The following is a 15155-nucleotide window of genomic DNA, read 5'->3' as shown; positions in this document are numbered from 1 at the left end:
GTGACGGATTCAACAGCCTCACACACAGAAATCCTGACACTCCCCCACGTCTGGCCCGGCACATGCGCCCACAAGGTGCGCGCCCGGCTCCAGGGCGCTCCACGGCTGCGCCCACCAAGCACCGCCTGCACCTCAGGCGGTGTTTTCACTTGGGGCCTGGCTTTGTTCCCCTTTTGTTTATTCCATTTCGCTAGAAAGCAGATCGACCATGCGTCAAGAACATGACTTCATCGGTATCAAGACCATTCCCCCGGACGCGTATTGGGGCGTCCACACCGCTCGTGCCGTAGAAAACTTTCCCATCACCGGCCACACCGTGGCCCACATGCCCGAGTTGATCCGGGCCTTTGCCTTCGTCAAGAAGGCCGCCGCCCACGCCAATCTGCAGCTGGGCGCGATCAACGCAACCCAAGCCCACGCCATTGCCCAAGCCTGCGACGACCTGATCGCCGGACAGTTGCACGACCAGTTCGTCGTGGACGTGATCCAGGGTGGTGCCGGCACCTCCACGAACATGAACGCCAATGAGGTGATCGCCAACCGTGCCCTGGAGCACCTGGGATTGCCCAAAGGCCGCTATGACACGATCCACCCGAACGATCACGTCAACGCATCGCAAAGCACCAACGATGCCTACCCCACGGCGCTGAAGATCGCCACCTATTTCGGTATCGAGACGCTGCTCAAGGCCCTGTCGGCCCTGCGCGGCGCGTTCGCGGCCAAGGCCGAGGAATTCAAGGGCATCCTGAAGATCGGCCGCACCCAGTTGCAGGATGCCGTGCCCATGACGCTGGGCCAGGAGTTTGCCGCCTTCGCCGCCATGATTGCCGACGATGAGCGCCGCCTGCGCGAGTCCGCCTACCTGATGACCGAGGTGAACATGGGCGGCACCGCCATCGGCACCGGCATCAACGCGCCCGTCGGCTACGTGGACGTGGTCATCCCTGAGCTGGCGCGGCTGTCGGGCGTGCCGGTCAAGGCCGCGGCCAACCTGATCGCCGCCACGTCGGACACGGGGGCCTTCGTTGACATCTCGGGCGTGCTCAAGCGCATCGCCGCCAAGCTCTCCAAGATCAGCAACGACTTGCGCCTGCTGTCCTCGGGCCCGCAAGCCGGCGTGGGAGACATCCAGCTGCCCGCGCGCCAGGCGGGCTCGTCCATCATGCCCGGCAAGGTCAACCCCGTTATTCCCGAGGTGATGAACCAGGTGTGCTTCGAAGTGATCGGCAACGACGCCGCCATCACCATGGCTGCCGAAGCCGGGCAATTGCAGCTCAACGCTTTTGAACCGCTGATGGGCTGGGCGCTGCACAAGAGCCTGCACCACCTGGCCAAGGCCTGCCACACCCTGCAGGTGAACTGCGTGGAGGGCATCGTGGCCAACCAGGGGCTGCTGACGGAACGCATCGCCGCGTCGGTGACGCTGGTGACCGCGCTCAACCCGCTGATCGGTTACGAGAAGGCGGCCGCCATCGCCAAGTCGGCCATTGCCACGGGCAAGCCGATTGCCGTGGTGGCCGAGGACCTGGGCATCATGACCCAGGCCGAGATGCACAAGCTGCTGGTGGCCGAGCGCCTCACGCAGGCGGGCGCCATCCAGGCCGCTGATTGACGGGCGCTGCCGGAGCCTCGGCTGCTGCCGAAGGCGCCGGTAGGCCGCGGCGGTCATCCGCCCAAAAAAAAGCCCAGTCAGGGACTGGGCTTGAAGGGATCCAGGAAACCAGAGTTTCGAGAGGATCCAAGGAGACAACTGGAGGGCCCTGCGACGTTCATTCCCATCGCCGGGCCAGTGGGTGAATTATAGGGGTAAACCCTGAAATCTGCCAGCGACGTGGCAGCGATTCACTCAACGCTTGCGGGGAGCAGCGGTTGCGGCGGTCGCCGTCTTGGCAGCGGTGGCGGCAGAGTTGGCCACGGCGTTGAAGTTGGCTTCGGCCACATCGCTGGCCTGCTTCACGGCCCTTTGCACCGACTCGAAGGCGTTGTTGGCGGCAGACACAGCGCTCTTGAAGACGGCGACGGTGGTCTCGGAACCAACGGGGGCGTTCTTGGCGGCGCTGTCCACCAGGTTGGTGAAGTTGCGCTGCACTTCTGCGGCCTGGGCTTCGAAGGTCTTGCCGAACTCGGCGCCCGTGCCGGAAGCGATGTCGTACAGGTGGCGGCTGTAAGCCACGGCCTTTTCGGCCAGGGGCTGGAACAGGCTGGCTTGCAGTGCGAGCAGCTCTTGTGCGTCCTTGGCGGACAGCACGGCCTGGGTGTGGCTGGCGGCTTCGGCCAGGGCAGCGCGCGAGGCGGTCACGTTCAACTCGACGAGCTTCTCCACGCCTTCGAAGGCCTTGTTCGTCAGGCCGAACAGGGTCTCCAAGTTGGCCTTGTGGGAAGCGAGGATTTGCTCAGGGGTCAGCGACATGTCATATCTCCATTGAATGCCCGGGATGGGCGGGTTGAGACATCTGCCCTGCTGTGCGTCATGTTGCAGTGCAGCATGAGCCGAATTTTAGGGATCCTGTCGATAGGCGCAAGCTTTTTTGTTGCAATGCAGCATTTTTAGGGGCAACTCCCAAAGTTCTGTTGGTTACATCTGGACCGGCGGTGGACTGCGCGCTGCCTATTACGAACGAAGACAGGGGACAAGGGGAGGCCGCCGCTGGCCGCTGGCAGAATCAGCGCCTCATGAACACGTCCCTCTCTCCCTCAGGTGCGGCAGGCGCTGCAGGCACGGCCCAGCGGCCCCGGCCGCAGCCGCGCGAGGCCTACGCGGTGTTTCGCTCCATCGGTACGCGCTGGATGGACAACGACGTCTATGGCCATGTGAACAACGTCGTGTACTACAGCTGGTTCGACACCGCGGTGAATGCCTACCTGATCGAGCAGGGCGCGCTGGACATCCATCACGGCGACACCATCGGGCTGGTCATCGAGACGCAGTGCAACTATTTCGCGTCGCTGGCGTTCCCGCAAACCATCGACGCCGGCATCCGTGTGGCGCGGCTGGGTGACACGAGCGTGCGCTACGAGGTCGGCCTGTTCGCCCAGGGCGAGGCCATGAGTGCGGCTTGCGGCCACTTCGTGCATGTGTACGTGGGACGGGACGACCGCCGTCCGCGTGCGCTGCCCGATCGGCTGCGCCAGGCACTGCAGCCCTTGTGCGTGGCGCGTTGATCGCGGGCGCGGCGCGCCGGCTTTCCCTGAGGGCTGCCGGGGCTGCGCGCCGGTTCGCGGCGGCCCGGGTGGGTTGATGCCAGAATCAGGGGCTCGCCGGCCCGGCCACGCGTGTGTGGCGGCGCGGCGGATCCCCATCGCCATGTCCAGTAGCGGGACAGTCTGCCCCGCGCGCATCCATGATCATCACCAGCCTGCTCGACACCGACCTGTACAAGTTCACCATGATGCAGGTGGTGCTGCACCAGTTTCCGGGCGCGCAGGTGGAGTACCGCTTCAAGTGCCGCAACCCGGGTGTGGAGCTGGCGCCCTTCGTCAGCGAGATCCGCGACGAGATCCGCGCTTTGTGCAGCCTGCAGTTCCAGGACGCGGAGCTGGCCTACCTGCGCTCGCTGCGCTTCATCAAGAGCGACTTCGTCGACTTCCTGGGGCTGTTTCGCCTCAACGAGAAGTACATCCGCGTGAGCGCGCTGCCCTCGGGCGAGATCGACATCACCATCACCGGGCCCTGGCTGCACACCATCCTGTTCGAGATCCCGGTGCTGGCGATCGTGAACGAGGTGTACTTCCGCAACACGCAGAAGGTGCCCGACTTTCCCGAGGGGCGCCGCCGGCTCGAAGCCAAGATCGGCCAGCTGCAGCAGCCGGGGTTGGACAGTCTCAAGATTGCCGACTACGGCACGCGTCGGCGCTTTTCGCGCGCCTGGCACGAGGAGGTGCTGCGCGTGCTGTGCGTGCGCCTGGGCTCTGACGACCGGCGCGGCGCGCCGGGGCAGTTTGCGGGCACGAGCAACGTGTTGTACGCAATGAAGCTGGGCGTGACGCCGCTGGGCACCATGGCGCACGAATACCTGCAGGCCTGCCAGTCCCTCGGCCCGCGGCTGCGCGACAGCCAGGTGTTCGGCTTCGAGATGTGGGCCAAGGAATACCGCGGCGACCTGGGGATCGCGCTGTCCGACGTGTACGGCATGAGCGCCTTCCTGCGCGACTTCGACCTGTACTTCTGCAAGCTGTTCGATGGCGCGCGCCACGACAGCGGCGACCCCTTCGCATGGGGCGAGCGGCTGCTGCAGCACTACCGCGACAACCGTGTGGACCCGTTGACCAAGACGCTGATCTTCAGCGACGCGCTGACCGTGCCGCGCATCATCGAGCTGTACCAGCGCTTCAATGGCCGCTGCCAGCTGGCGTTCGGCATCGGCACCAACCTGACCAACGATCTGGGCTACGAGCCACTGCAGATCGTGATCAAGATGACGCGCTGCAACGGCCAGCCCGTGGCCAAGCTGTCGGACGCACCCGGCAAGAACATGTGCAACGACGAGAAATACCTGGCTTACCTGCGCCAGGTGTTCGAGATTCCCTCGCCGCAGTGAGCGCGCGCCTGGCGCCGCCGGCGGCATTTCAACTTTCCCAAGAACGACCCGAGGAGACCTGTCCATGAACCCCATCCGCACCCTGGCCCTTGGGCTGCTGTGCCTGGCACCCGCGCTGGCGGGGGCGGCGGAGATCGACGGCAGCCAGCTGTCGGTGCTGTGGGGTGTCCCGTTTGCCGGCGTGCTGTTGAGCATTGCGCTGCTGCCGTTGCTGGCGCCGCTGTTCTGGCACCACCACTTCGGCAAGGTCACCGCCGCGTGGGCGCTGGCGTTTCTGGTGCCGTTTGCCGTGGTCTTTGGCCCCGGCGTGGCGGCGGCGGGCTTCGCGCATGCGCTGGTCGCGGAATACCTGCCCTTCGTGATCCTGCTCACGGCGCTGTTCACCGTGGCGGGTGGTATCTATATCCGTGGCAATCTGCACGGCAGCCCGGCCCTGAATGCCGGCTTGCTCGCCGTGGGCGCGGTGCTGGCCAGCTTCATGGGCACCACGGGCGCGTCCATGCTGCTGATCCGTCCGCTGATCCGTGCCAACGACAACCGCAAGCATGTGGCGCACGTGGTGGTGTTCTTCATCTTCATCGTCTCCAACGCCGGCGGCTCGCTCACGCCGCTGGGCGATCCGCCGCTGTTCCTGGGCTTCCTCAAGGGCGTGGATTTCTTCTGGACGGCGCGGCACGTGTTTCCGGAAACGCTGTTCCTGATTGGCGTGCTGCTGGTGCTGTTCTATGTACTGGACAGCTGGTACTACCGCCAGGCGGGTGAAGTCAGCCGCACCGATCCCACCCCCGACTCGGCACCGGCCGCGCTGGGTTTTGACGGCAAGATCAATTTCGTGCTGCTGCTGGCCGTGGTGGGGCTGGTGCTGCTCAGCGGCATTTGGAAGTCGCCCGTGGAATGGGTGATCGCCGGCACGCCGCTGGGCCTGCCCGGCCTGGTGCGCGATGCGGGGCTGATCGCGGTGACCGTGGCATCGCTGGCGCTGACGCCGCGGCAAGTGCATGCAGACAACCAGTTCGGCTGGGGCCCGATGCAGGAGGTGGCCAAGCTGTTCGCGGGCATCTTCCTGACCATCATTCCCGTCATTGCCATGCTCAAGGCCGGCGTGAACGGGCCTTTCGGCGCCATCGTCTCCGCCGTCACGCGGCCCGACGGCTCGCCCGATCCGGCGATGTATTTCTGGGCCACCGGCCTGCTCAGTTCGTTCCTGGACAACGCGCCCACCTACCTGGTGTTCTTCAACACGGCCGGCGGCGATGCGGCCACGCTGATGACCACGCATGCCGCCACGCTGGCCGCCATCTCGGCGGGCGCCGTGTTCATGGGCGCCAACACCTACATCGGCAACGCGCCCAACCTCATGGTCAAGGCGATTGCGGAGGACCGCGGCGTGAAGATGCCCAGCTTCTTCGGCTACATGCTGTGGTCGTGCGGCATCTTGGTGCCGCTGTTCGTCGTGATGACCTTCATCTGGTTGCAATGAGCCCGGGCCTGAACCGCGGGGTGCCTCGGCACGGCCCCGCGTTCAGGCTGCCGACACCTGACCGAAAGGAGCACTTCCCATGTCCAAGCCCCACATCCTCGTCGCGCGCAAGATCTTTCCCGAGGTCATTGAGCGCCTGACGCAGCATTTCGAGGTGTATGCCAACCAGGACGACAACCTGTGGACGCAGGCCGAGCTCATTGAGCGGCTGCAGGGCAAGGACGGCGCGTTGCTCACCGGCACCCAGCCGGTGAACGCCGAGCTGCTGGCCGCCTGCCCGCAGTTGCGCATCGCGGCCAACATGACGGTGGGCTACAACAACTTCGACATCGCCGCGATGACCGCCGCCGGCGTGCAGGGCACCAACACGCCCGACGTGCTGACCGAGACCACGGCCGATTTCGGCTTTGCGCTGCTCATGGCCACGGCGCGGCGCATCACGGAGAGCGAGCATTACCTGCGCGCCGGCCAGTGGACGCGCTGGAGCTACGACATGTTCGCCGGCTGCGAGGTGCATGGCAGCACGCTGGGCATCCTTGGGATGGGCCGCATCGGACAGGGCATTGCCAAGCGTGGGGCGCATGGCTTTGGCATGAACGTGATCTACCACAACCGCTCGCGCCTGTCGCCCGCGCTGGAGGCCGAATGCAAGGCGCGTTACGTGGGCAAGGACGAGCTGCTGGCCCAGGCCGACCACCTGGTGCTGGTGCTGCCCTACACGCCCGAGTCGCACCACGCCATCGGCGCGGCCGAGATCGCGCGCATGAAGCCCACGGCCACGCTGATCAACATCGCGCGCGGCGGCATCGTGGATGACGCGGCGCTGGCCCAGGCGCTCAAGGAGCGCCGCATCGCTGCCGCGGGACTGGACGTGTTCGAAGGCGAGCCCGCGGTGCACCCCGCGTTGCTGGAGGTGCCCAACGTGGTGCTCACCCCGCACATCGCCAGCGCCACCGTGCCCACGCGGCTCGCCATGGCGCAACTGGCGGCGGACAACCTGGTGGCGTTCTTCGACGGGCGCGGTGCCCTCACTCCCGTGAACACGCCCGCCAAAGTGTGAATGAAATTGGCCTCTTGCGCTTGATGGATAAGCGCTAACAGCTATTGTTTTGATAGTTTAAGAATGACATTCGAAATGACCGCCGCACTGGCGTTGCTGGTGCTCACCGTGGTGTTGCTGGCGGTGCTGCTACTGCGCCGCCCGCGCGTGGACCTGCCGCCCGAATGGCTGGCGCGCCTGCAGTCGCTGGAATCTGCGGTGCAGGCCACGCAGCTGGCCGTGGCCAAGAATGACGGAGCGCTGGATGCCATGGCCCAGCAACTGCGCGGGTTCACCCAGACCACGCAGGCCCTGCTGGACGAGCGGCTGGCGCTGGCGGCGCAGGAGTCGCGCACCAGCCGCGGCGAGCTGCAGGCGTCCTTTGCCGCGCTGCAGTCGCGTCTGGAGCAGCACCTGGCGCAGGCGCGCGCCGATGCCGCCGTAGCCCGCAAGGAGCAGGCGGATGCGCTGTCCGCCTTTCGTGCCGAGCTGAGCCAGACGGCGCAGGCGCTGGCGGCCGACAGCCTCAAGTCGCGCGACGCCATGGCCGAGAGCACGCAGCTCTTCGGCCAGCGCATCCAGGAGCGCTTCGAGGCGCTGAGCGGCACCACGCGCGGCACGCTGGACTCGCTCAAGGGCGACATCCAGGGCCAGTTGGGCACCATGTCGGGCGCGCTGCGCGACCAGCTCGAAGGCACCACGCAGCAGCTGCGCAACCAGTTCTCCGCCCTGCAGGAGTCCATGGGGCAGCAGCTGTCCGGCCTGGTTGCCAGCAGCCAGAACAATGCCGAGGCGCTGCGCGGCGCGCTCAACGAGCGCCTGGCCGCCATCCAGGGCGACAACGCGGCCAAGCTGGAGGAGATGCGCCGCACCGTGGACGAAAAGCTGCACGCCACGCTGGAGCAGCGCCTGGGCGAGTCCTTCAAGCTGGTGAGCGACCGGCTGGAGCAGGTGCACAAGGGCCTGGGCGAGATGCAGACGCTGGCCGGCAGCGTCGGCGACCTGAAGCGCGTGATGACCAACGTGAAGACGCGCGGCACCTGGGGCGAAATGCAGCTGGGCGCGATCATCGACAACGTGCTCACGCCCGAGCAGTTCGCCCGCAACGTCAAGACCATGCCGGGCAGCGACGATCTGGTGGAGTTTGCCATCCGCCTGCCGGGCAAGAGCGACGAGCAGCCCGTGTGGCTGCCCATCGACTCCAAGTACCCCGTGGAGCACTACCAGCGCCTGCTGGACGCGCAGGACACGGCGGACAAGCTCGCGATCACGGCGGCGGGCAACGCCTTCGAATCCTCCATCCGCCTGGAAGCCAAGAAGATCTTCAGCAAATACGTGGCGCCTCCGTACACCACCGACTTCGCGGTGCTCTACCTGCCCACCGAAGGGCTGTTTGCCGAAGTCATGCGCCGCCCCGGGCTGGTCGAGGCGGTGCAGAACGACTGCCGCGTGATGATCACCGGGCCTGCCAATCTGGCGGCCATGCTCAGCAGCTTGCAGATGGGATTCAAGACGCTGGCCATCGAGAAGCGCTCGTCCGAGGTGTGGAGCGTGCTGGGCCAGGTGAAGACCGAGTTCGCCAAGTTCGGCGACGTGGTGGAGGCCACGCGCAAGTCCATCGACGCGGCGGCCAAGAAATTCGAGCAGGTGGATGTGCGCACACGTGCCATCCAGCGCAAGCTGCGCGGCGTGCAGGAGCTGCCCGCGCCGGAGCCGGCGGCGGGGCAGGGCGATGCAGAGGGTGCACCCTTGCCGGACCTGCTGATCGAAGACGAAGGCGAGTGACTTGAATCTGGCGCTTGCGCGGCTGATCGCCGGCCAGATCTGCATCCACGCCAGCATGGCGGGCATGCGCATGGCCGCGCCGCTGCTGGCGCTGCGCGAGGGCTACAGCGCGGCGGCCGTGGGCGTGCTGCTGGCGCTGTTCGCGCTCACGCAGGTGTTCCTGGCGCTGCCGGCGGGACGCTATGCCGACCGCCATGGGCTCAAGCGCCCGGTGCGCCACGCGGTCGTCGCGGCCGTCCTGGGTGCCGGCGCGGCGCTGGTATGGCCGACGTTTGCGGTGCTGTGCGCTGCGGCACTGCTCACCGGTGGCGCCACGGGGGCTGCCACGATCGCCTTGCAACGCCACGTGGGTCGCGCCGCGCACGGCGGCACGCAGCTGCGCCAGGTCTTCAGCTGGCTGGCCATCGGGCCGGCGGTGTCCAACTTCGTGGGCCCGTTCTGCGCGGGGCTGCTGATCGATCACGCGGGTGCGCAGGCGGGCGCGACCATGGGCTTTCGCGCGGCCTTCGCGCTCATGGCCGTATTGCCGTTGGCCACCTGGTTCTGGGTGCGCGGCACGCAGGAGATGCCGCCAGTGGTGGCCGCGGAGGACGGCACGCGCGCGCGGGCCTGGGACCTGCTGGCCGAGCCCGGCTTTCGGCGGCTGCTCATCGTGAACTGGCTGCTGTCGTCGTGCTGGGACGTGCACACCTTCGTGGTGCCGCTGCTGGGGCATGAGCGGGGGCTGTCGGCCTCGGTGATCGGCTCCATCCTCGGCGCGTTCGCGATTGCCGCCGCGGTGATCCGCGTGCTCATGCCGCTGGTGGCCGACCGGCTGCGCGAATCCACCGTGGTCACCGGCGCCATGGTGGCGACGGCACTGCTGTTCGCGGTCTATCCGCTGCTGCCGACGGCCGTGACGCTGGGAGCGTGCTCGGTGCTGCTGGGGTTCGCGCTGGGCTCGGTGCAGCCCATGATCATGAGCATGCTGCACCAACTCACGCCCCCGCACCGCCATGGCGAGGCACTGGGTCTGCGGCTGATGGCGATCAACGGCTCCAGCGTGGTGATGCCGCTGCTGTTTGGCACCGCGAGCGCGCTGGTGGGGCTGAGTGGCCTGTTCTGGGCCGTGGGCGCCACCGTGGGGCTGGGTGCGCGCGTGGCCTGGCGGTTGCGCGGCGAGGCGCCGGCCCCTCCGCCGCATCCCTGACAGGCCTGGATTTGCAAGGCGGTCCGCAGGGTGCGCCGCGCCGCCGGTGCGCGGTCAGAGTTCGTAGAACGTGCGGATGATGCTCCAGGCCTCGGCTGGGTCGTCGGTGTAGTGGAACAGCTGGAGGTCCTCGGGCGAGATCGTGCCTTGCTCCACGAGCGCCTCGAAGTTGATCAGCTTCTTCCAGAAGGCCACGCCGAACAACACGATGGGCACGGGCTTGGCCTTGCCGGTCTGCACCAGCGTGAGCACCTCGAACAGTTCGTCCAGCGTGCCGAAGCCGCCAGGGAACAGCACCAGGGCCTTGGCGCGCATCATGAAGTGCATTTTGCGCAGCGCGAAATAGTGGAACTTGAACGACAGCGAGGGCGAGATGAAGCGGTTGCCGCTTTGCTCGTGCGGCAACGAGATGTTGAGGCCCACGTTGAGTGCCCCTGCGTCGTGCGCACCGCGGTTGGCCGCCTCCATGATGCCCGGGCCGCCGCCGGTGCAGATGTACAGGCGCTCGGCGGGCGGGCGGCTCTCGCTGTACTCGGCCACCAGGCGTGCGAACTGGCGGGCCTGGTCGTAGTAATAGGCGTTCTTCACCGCACGCTCGGCGCGCGCAATGCGCTCGGTATCGCCGCTGGCGCGTGCATCGGCCAGTTGCTGCTCGGCCGCTTCGGGCGAGATGAAGCGTGCGCTGCCGTACACCACGACGGTGTGCTCGATGCCCTGCGCCGTCTGGCCCAGGTCGGGCTTCAGCAGTTCCAGTTGAAAACGGATGCCGCGCGTCTCGCGGCGCAGCATGAACTCGGGGTCGGCGAAGGCGAGGCGGTAGGCGTCGGCGTGCAGCGGATTGCCGGCAACGGCGTAGTTGTGCAGCTCGGCCCAGGCATGCGCCAGGCGGCTGTCTTGAAGGTCGGTATTGGCTTGCATGGATGATTTTTCAGTGGAGGCGGCTGTCTGTGGGGCAGTCGCCGGGGTGCGCAGTGTAGCGGGGGGATTTTAATGAAAATGGCCTGTAGCGCTTATGTATCAAGCGCTAGCAGCTATTAAATTAATAGTGATCAAGCGCCTTGCCGCGCGCCCGCCCACAGCCAGGGCAGGCTGTGCAGCCCGGCCCAGGTCATGCACAGCGAGCCGGCCACATGCAGCGCACACAGGCCCAGGGCCTGCGCCAGGCGCTGCTGCTGCAGCAGCCCGACCACTTCGGCCGAGAAGGTGGAGAAGGTGGTCAGCGCCCCCAAAAAGCCCGTGATGAGCAGCGCGCGCCATACCGGGTCCAACTGCGGCAGTGCCTGGAACAGCGCCAGGCACAGGCCGATGAGGTAGCCGCCGATGAGGTTGGCCGCGAGCGTGCCCCAGGGCAGCAGCGCGCCCTGCGTGTTGAGCCACAGGCCCAGCTGCCAGCGCGCGAGCGCGCCGGCGCAGGCACCGGCGCAGATGGCAAGAACGTGGAACATCGGCGCATTGTAGCGAGGCGCTGCCGAGCGGCGGCGGCCTCGTCAACGCGCCGTCATTTGCTGCGGGAGCCAGGTCACGATGCCCGGAAACACATAGATCAGCGTGACGGCCGCGCACATCAGCAGGAACATGGGAGCGGCCACGCGGGCGATCCACGGCAGCTGCTTGCCCGTCATGCCCTGCAGCACGAACAGGTTGAAGCCCACGGGCGGGGTGATCTGCGCCATCTCCACCACCAGCACGACGAAGACGCCGAACCAGATGGGGTCGATGCCCGCTGCGCTCACCGTGGGCATCAGCACGCCCATGGTCAGCACCACCATGGAGATGCCGTCCAGGAAGCAGCCCAGCACGATGTAGAACACGGCCAGCGCCACCACCAGTTGCGCCTGGCTCAGCCCCAGCGAAGAGATCCATTCCGCCAGGTGCCGCGGCAGGCCGATGTAGCCCATGGCCAGCGTGAGGAAGGCCGCGCCCGCGAGGATCAGCGCGATCATGCAGTACAGCCGCGTGGCGCCCATGAGCGCGTCGCGAAAGCTCGCCCAGTTCAGCGACCCCTGCGCCGCGGACAGCGCCAGCGAGCCCACCACGCCCACGGCCGCGGCCTCGGTGGCGGTGGCGATGCCCGTGTAGATGGAGCCCAGCACCGCGGCGATGAGCAGCACCACGGGAATCAGCGCGCGCGATTCGCGCAGCTTGTCCAGCAGGCCCATCTGCCGGTCTGCCGCTGGGACCTGGTCGGGGTGGCGCAATGCCCAGAACATGATGTAGCCAGAGAACAGCGCGGCCAGCAGCACCCCGGGCAGCACGCCGGCAATGAACAGCTTGGAGATCGATACCTCGGCCGTCACGCCGTAGACGATCATGATGATCGAGGGCGGGATCAGCAGGCCCAGCGTGCTGGCGCCGGCCAGCGTGCCGATGACCATCTTCTCGGGGTAGCCGCGGCGCGTGAGCTCGGGCAGCGTCATCTTGCCGATGGTGGCGCAGGTGGCGGCGCTGGACCCCGACACGGCGGCAAAGATGGTGCAGCCCACCACGTTGGTGTGCAGCAGCCGCCCGGGCAGGCCCTGCACCCACGGGGCCAGGCCCTTGAACATGTCTTGCGACAGCCGCGTGCGAAACAGGATCTCGCCCATCCAGATGAAGAGGGGCAGGGCGGTGAGCGTCCAGCTCGACGATGAGCCCCAGATGGTCACCGCCATGGCGTCGCCCGCGGGGCGCGAGGAAAACAATTGCATGCCGATCCAGGCCACGCCCGAGAGCGTGAGCCCGATCCACACGCCGCTGCCCAGGATCAGGAACAGCGACAGGATCAACAGGCCGGTGATGGCAAGGTCACTCATGAAGGCGTCTTCCGGTCATTCGTTGCGCAGGGCTTCGCCCGGCGTGGCGCCCGCGCGCCGGCCCAGGAGCTGCAGCACCAGTTCGTCCACGAAGGCTATCGCCATCACCATCGCGCCTACGCCCATGGACAGCTGCGGCAGCCACAGCGGCGTGGCGTCGCTGCTGGTGGAGATGTCGTTGAACGCATGCGACTGCCAGGCCAGCCGCACGCTGTAGTACGCGAACAGCACGGCCAGCAGCGTGCCCAGGGCCAGCGCGAACAGCTCCAGCGCCTGGTGCGCGCGCCCCTTGAGGGCGCTCAGCACCAGCGTCACGCGGATGTGCTCGCCGCGCTTGAGGGTATGCGCCAGCGCCAGAAAGCCTGCAGCCGCCATGAGATAGCCCGCGTAGGCGTCGATGCCCGGTACATGGAAGCTGAGCTGCCGGCTCACGATGGACAGCAGCACGGCGCACAGAAGCGCCACCATGCACAGCGCCGCCAGCGCGGCGGCGCCGTCATAGAGGAAGTTCAACAGGCGTCGCATCGTGGTCTGGCGCGTGGAGGCTCTGGGCGTTGGGATGCGTTACTTGCGGTAGGCGTCGATCAGCGCCTTGCCGTCGGGCCCGGCCTTGTCCAGCCATTCCTTGAGCATGGTGTCGCCCACCTTGGCCATGTCGGCCTTCAGCTGGCTGCTGGGCGGCACTACCTGCATGCCCTCGGCCTTGAGCTTGGCCAACGTGTCCTCGTTCACGCGGCGGCTGGCGGCCCAGCCGCGGGTCTGCGCGTCGGCGGCGGCCTTGAGCACGGCTTCCTGCGCGGGCTTGTCCAGCGCATCGAATGCCTTCTTGTTCATGATGAGCGCGTTCTTGGGCAGCCAGGCCTGGGTGTCGTAGTAATACTTGAGGTGCTCGTAGAGCTTGCTGTCCACGCCCGTCGCGCCCGAGGTCATGGTGGACTCCACCACGCCGGTGGCGAGCGCTTGCGAGAACTCGGCGGCCTGCACCGTCACCGGCTGCGCGCCCACCAGCTCGGCGATGCGCGCCGTGGCGGGACTGTAGGCGCGCCACTTGATGCCCTTCAGGTCGGCGGCGTTGTTCACGGGCTTCTTGGTGTAGATACCCTGTGGCGGCCAGGCCACGGCGTACAACAGCACCATGCCTTGCTCGGCCAGCTTCTTCTCCAGGAACGGCTTTTGCGCCTTGTACAGCTTCATCGACGCGTCGTAACTGTCAGCCAGGAAGGGCAGGCCGTCCACGCCGAAGATCTGCCATTCGTTCTGGAAGTTGGCGAGCAGGATCTCGCCGAGCTGCGCCTGCGCGCCCTGCACGGCGCGCTTGATCTCGGGCGCCTTGAACAGTGCGGCGTTGGCATGCAGCGTGATCTTGAGCTTGCCTCCCGACGCCTTGTCCACGTCGCTGATGAACTGCGCCAGGTTCTCCGTGTGGAAATTGGTGGCCGGGTAGGCGGCGGCCAGGTCCCACTTGGTCTGGGCATGCAGGGCGGGGGCGCACAGGCCGGTGAGGGCAGCCAGTGCAACGGCGGCAAGGTTTCGACGCTTCATCTCGGGGGTCTCCGCAAGGGTTGAGAAGAGAGGGGGCTCAGCGCGTTCACTGTAGCGGGGGCCACAGGGAAACGGCCTAGGTGATTCACCTGAATGTCGATAAATTGCCGGCAAATCATCGGGCTGCTCCCTACAATCAATCGACATGCACATCCCATGCCAATGCCATCTGTCGCTTTTTGCGCAGTCCTCGGAGTGAAACCATGACCGCAGCCGCCAGACCCAAGTCCCCGGCCCCCGCTGCCATTGCCACTGCCAAGGTGGGCAAGGCCGCCAAGGCGCGCGGGCCCATCGTGTCGTCCGCGCACCTGGTGTCGGACCGCAGTGCGGAGATGAGCGAGTTCGAGTTCGGCCTCATCGTCGCGGGCAATGCGTTCCACCGCTGGGTGGTGCACTGCATGGCCGCGGCCGGTCTGCGCGACCTCACGCCGCTGGACGTGGTGGTGCTGCACCATGTGACGCACCGCGCGCGCGACAAGCGGCTGGCCGACATCTGCTTCATCATGAACGTGGAAGACACGCACGTGGTGAACTACTCGCTCAAGAAGCTGCTGGCGCTGGGCGTTGTGGCCTCCAGCAAGAACGGCAAGGACGTGACCTACGCCGCCACCGAGGCGGGGCGCGCCCATGTGCAGCGCTACCGTGAGATCCGCGAGAGCTGCCTGATCGATGCGCTGAATGCCGACGACGGCCTGAACCGCGACATTGGCGAGCTGGCGCGCCTGCTGCGCGTGCTGTCCGGCATGTACGACCAGGCGGCCCGTGCCGCGGCGTCCATGTGAGAAATGCT

14 protein-coding genes are annotated in these 15155 nt (G+C 66.8%); 8 read left to right on the top strand and 6 right to left on the bottom strand.

Translation table 11 applies throughout. The annotated features are described in order from the left end of the window. Positions 1 to 208: 208 nt before the first annotated feature. The gene (locus OX89_RS00640) at positions 209 to 1612 is read left to right on the top strand and encodes an aspartate ammonia-lyase (RefSeq protein WP_047349174.1); all 1404 of its coding nucleotides are present in this window, start codon (positions 209 to 211) and stop codon (positions 1610 to 1612) included. Between the two features lie 234 nt (positions 1613 to 1846). Here the strand turns inward: OX89_RS00640 and OX89_RS00635 are convergent, their stop codons facing one another. Continuing rightward, positions 1847 to 2410, bottom strand: coding sequence for a phasin family protein (locus OX89_RS00635; RefSeq protein WP_047349173.1), 564 nt, complete (start codon positions 2408 to 2410; stop codon positions 1847 to 1849). A gap of 263 nt (positions 2411 to 2673) precedes the next feature. Here OX89_RS00635 and OX89_RS00630 point away from each other — a divergent pair, with 263 nt between their 5' ends. The 6 genes from OX89_RS00630 (at position 2674) to OX89_RS00605 (ending at position 10031) form a co-directional block, all read left to right on the top strand. Continuing rightward, the gene (locus tag OX89_RS00630) at positions 2674 to 3162 is read left to right on the top strand and encodes a thioesterase family protein (RefSeq protein WP_015912986.1); all 489 of its coding nucleotides are present in this window, start codon (positions 2674 to 2676) and stop codon (positions 3160 to 3162) included. 179 nt (positions 3163 to 3341) lie between these two features. Then, the gene (gene pncB / locus OX89_RS00625) at positions 3342 to 4538 is read left to right on the top strand and encodes a nicotinate phosphoribosyltransferase (RefSeq protein ID WP_011805692.1); all 1197 of its coding nucleotides are present in this window, start codon (positions 3342 to 3344) and stop codon (positions 4536 to 4538) included. Positions 4539 to 4602: 64 nt separating this feature from the next. After that, complete coding sequence (locus OX89_RS00620) at positions 4603 to 6018, top strand: sodium:proton antiporter (protein ID WP_047349172.1); 1416 nt, start codon at positions 4603 to 4605, stop codon at positions 6016 to 6018. Between the two features lie 79 nt (positions 6019 to 6097). Beyond that, positions 6098 to 7078 carry a D-glycerate dehydrogenase gene (locus tag OX89_RS00615; RefSeq protein ID WP_011805690.1) on the top strand — a complete coding sequence of 327 codons (981 nt, stop codon included), beginning with the start codon at positions 6098 to 6100 and terminating at the stop codon, positions 7076 to 7078. Positions 7079 to 7141: 63 nt separating this feature from the next. Continuing rightward, entirely contained in the window at positions 7142 to 8842 is a 1701-nt protein-coding gene (rmuC, locus tag OX89_RS00610; RefSeq protein WP_047349171.1) for a DNA recombination protein RmuC, read from the top strand. Between the two features lies 1 nt (position 8843). Continuing rightward, positions 8844 to 10031 (top strand): MFS transporter, encoded by a 1188-nt coding sequence (locus OX89_RS00605; RefSeq protein ID WP_047349170.1) that lies wholly within the window; start codon positions 8844 to 8846, stop codon positions 10029 to 10031. 54 nt (positions 10032 to 10085) lie between these two features. On the opposite strand, the gene OX89_RS00600 is transcribed toward OX89_RS00605, so the two are convergent. The 5 genes from OX89_RS00600 to OX89_RS00580 all read right to left on the bottom strand — a co-directional run bounded on the left by OX89_RS00600 (position 10086) and on the right by OX89_RS00580 (position 14365). After that, positions 10086 to 10949: a TIGR00730 family Rossman fold protein gene (locus tag OX89_RS00600; RefSeq protein WP_011805687.1), complete on the bottom strand. Its 864-nt coding sequence runs from the start codon at positions 10947 to 10949 to the stop codon at positions 10086 to 10088. A 131-nt stretch (positions 10950 to 11080) separates the two neighbouring features. Beyond that, complete coding sequence (crcB, locus tag OX89_RS00595) at positions 11081 to 11476, bottom strand: fluoride efflux transporter CrcB (RefSeq protein ID WP_047349169.1); 396 nt, start codon at positions 11474 to 11476, stop codon at positions 11081 to 11083. A gap of 42 nt (positions 11477 to 11518) precedes the next feature. Beyond that, positions 11519 to 12823: a TRAP transporter large permease gene (locus OX89_RS00590; protein WP_047349168.1), complete on the bottom strand. Its 1305-nt coding sequence runs from the start codon at positions 12821 to 12823 to the stop codon at positions 11519 to 11521. 15 nt (positions 12824 to 12838) lie between these two features. Then, on the bottom strand, positions 12839 to 13348 hold the full coding sequence (locus tag OX89_RS00585; RefSeq protein WP_015912993.1) for a TRAP transporter small permease: 510 nt from the start codon (positions 13346 to 13348) through the stop codon (positions 12839 to 12841). A gap of 39 nt (positions 13349 to 13387) precedes the next feature. After that, on the bottom strand, positions 13388 to 14365 hold the full coding sequence (locus OX89_RS00580) for a TRAP transporter substrate-binding protein (protein ID WP_047349167.1): 978 nt from the start codon (positions 14363 to 14365) through the stop codon (positions 13388 to 13390). Between the two features lie 203 nt (positions 14366 to 14568). On the opposite strand from OX89_RS00580, the gene OX89_RS00575 reads away from it, so the two are divergent. Beyond that, a complete protein-coding gene (locus OX89_RS00575; RefSeq protein ID WP_047349166.1) occupies positions 14569 to 15147 on the top strand; it encodes a winged helix DNA-binding protein in 579 nt (192 codons plus the stop codon). The last annotated feature ends 8 nt before the right edge of the window (positions 15148 to 15155 follow it).

The sequence above is a fragment of the Diaphorobacter sp. J5-51 genome (assembly GCF_001023515.1).
Lineage (GTDB): Bacteria > Pseudomonadota > Gammaproteobacteria > Burkholderiales > Burkholderiaceae_C > Diaphorobacter > Diaphorobacter nitroreducens.
This window is presented reverse-complemented; position numbering and strand designations above follow the sequence as displayed.

What these genes read in the sequence shown, in the direction of transcription:
- OX89_RS00640 (WP_047349174.1), top strand. Translation starts at nt 209, where the DNA reads ATGCGTCAAGAACATGACTTCATCGGTATCAAGACCATTCCCCCGGAC.
- OX89_RS00635 (WP_047349173.1), bottom strand. Translation starts at nt 2,410, where the DNA reads ATGTCGCTGACCCCTGAGCAAATCCTCGCTTCCCACAAGGCCAACTTG.
- OX89_RS00630 (WP_015912986.1), top strand. Translation starts at nt 2,674, where the DNA reads ATGAACACGTCCCTCTCTCCCTCAGGTGCGGCAGGCGCTGCAGGCACG.
- pncB (WP_011805692.1), top strand. Translation starts at nt 3,342, where the DNA reads ATGATCATCACCAGCCTGCTCGACACCGACCTGTACAAGTTCACCATG.
- OX89_RS00620 (WP_047349172.1), top strand. Translation starts at nt 4,603, where the DNA reads ATGAACCCCATCCGCACCCTGGCCCTTGGGCTGCTGTGCCTGGCACCC.
- OX89_RS00615 (WP_011805690.1), top strand. Translation starts at nt 6,098, where the DNA reads ATGTCCAAGCCCCACATCCTCGTCGCGCGCAAGATCTTTCCCGAGGTC.
- rmuC (WP_047349171.1), top strand. Translation starts at nt 7,142, where the DNA reads ATGACATTCGAAATGACCGCCGCACTGGCGTTGCTGGTGCTCACCGTG.
- OX89_RS00600 (WP_011805687.1), bottom strand. Translation starts at nt 10,949, where the DNA reads ATGCAAGCCAATACCGACCTTCAAGACAGCCGCCTGGCGCATGCCTGG.
- crcB (WP_047349169.1), bottom strand. Translation starts at nt 11,476, where the DNA reads ATGTTCCACGTTCTTGCCATCTGCGCCGGTGCCTGCGCCGGCGCGCTC.
- OX89_RS00590 (WP_047349168.1), bottom strand. Translation starts at nt 12,823, where the DNA reads ATGAGTGACCTTGCCATCACCGGCCTGTTGATCCTGTCGCTGTTCCTG.
- OX89_RS00585 (WP_015912993.1), bottom strand. Translation starts at nt 13,348, where the DNA reads ATGCGACGCCTGTTGAACTTCCTCTATGACGGCGCCGCCGCGCTGGCG.
- OX89_RS00580 (WP_047349167.1), bottom strand. Translation starts at nt 14,365, where the DNA reads ATGAAGCGTCGAAACCTTGCCGCCGTTGCACTGGCTGCCCTCACCGGC.
- OX89_RS00575 (WP_047349166.1), top strand. Translation starts at nt 14,569, where the DNA reads ATGACCGCAGCCGCCAGACCCAAGTCCCCGGCCCCCGCTGCCATTGCC.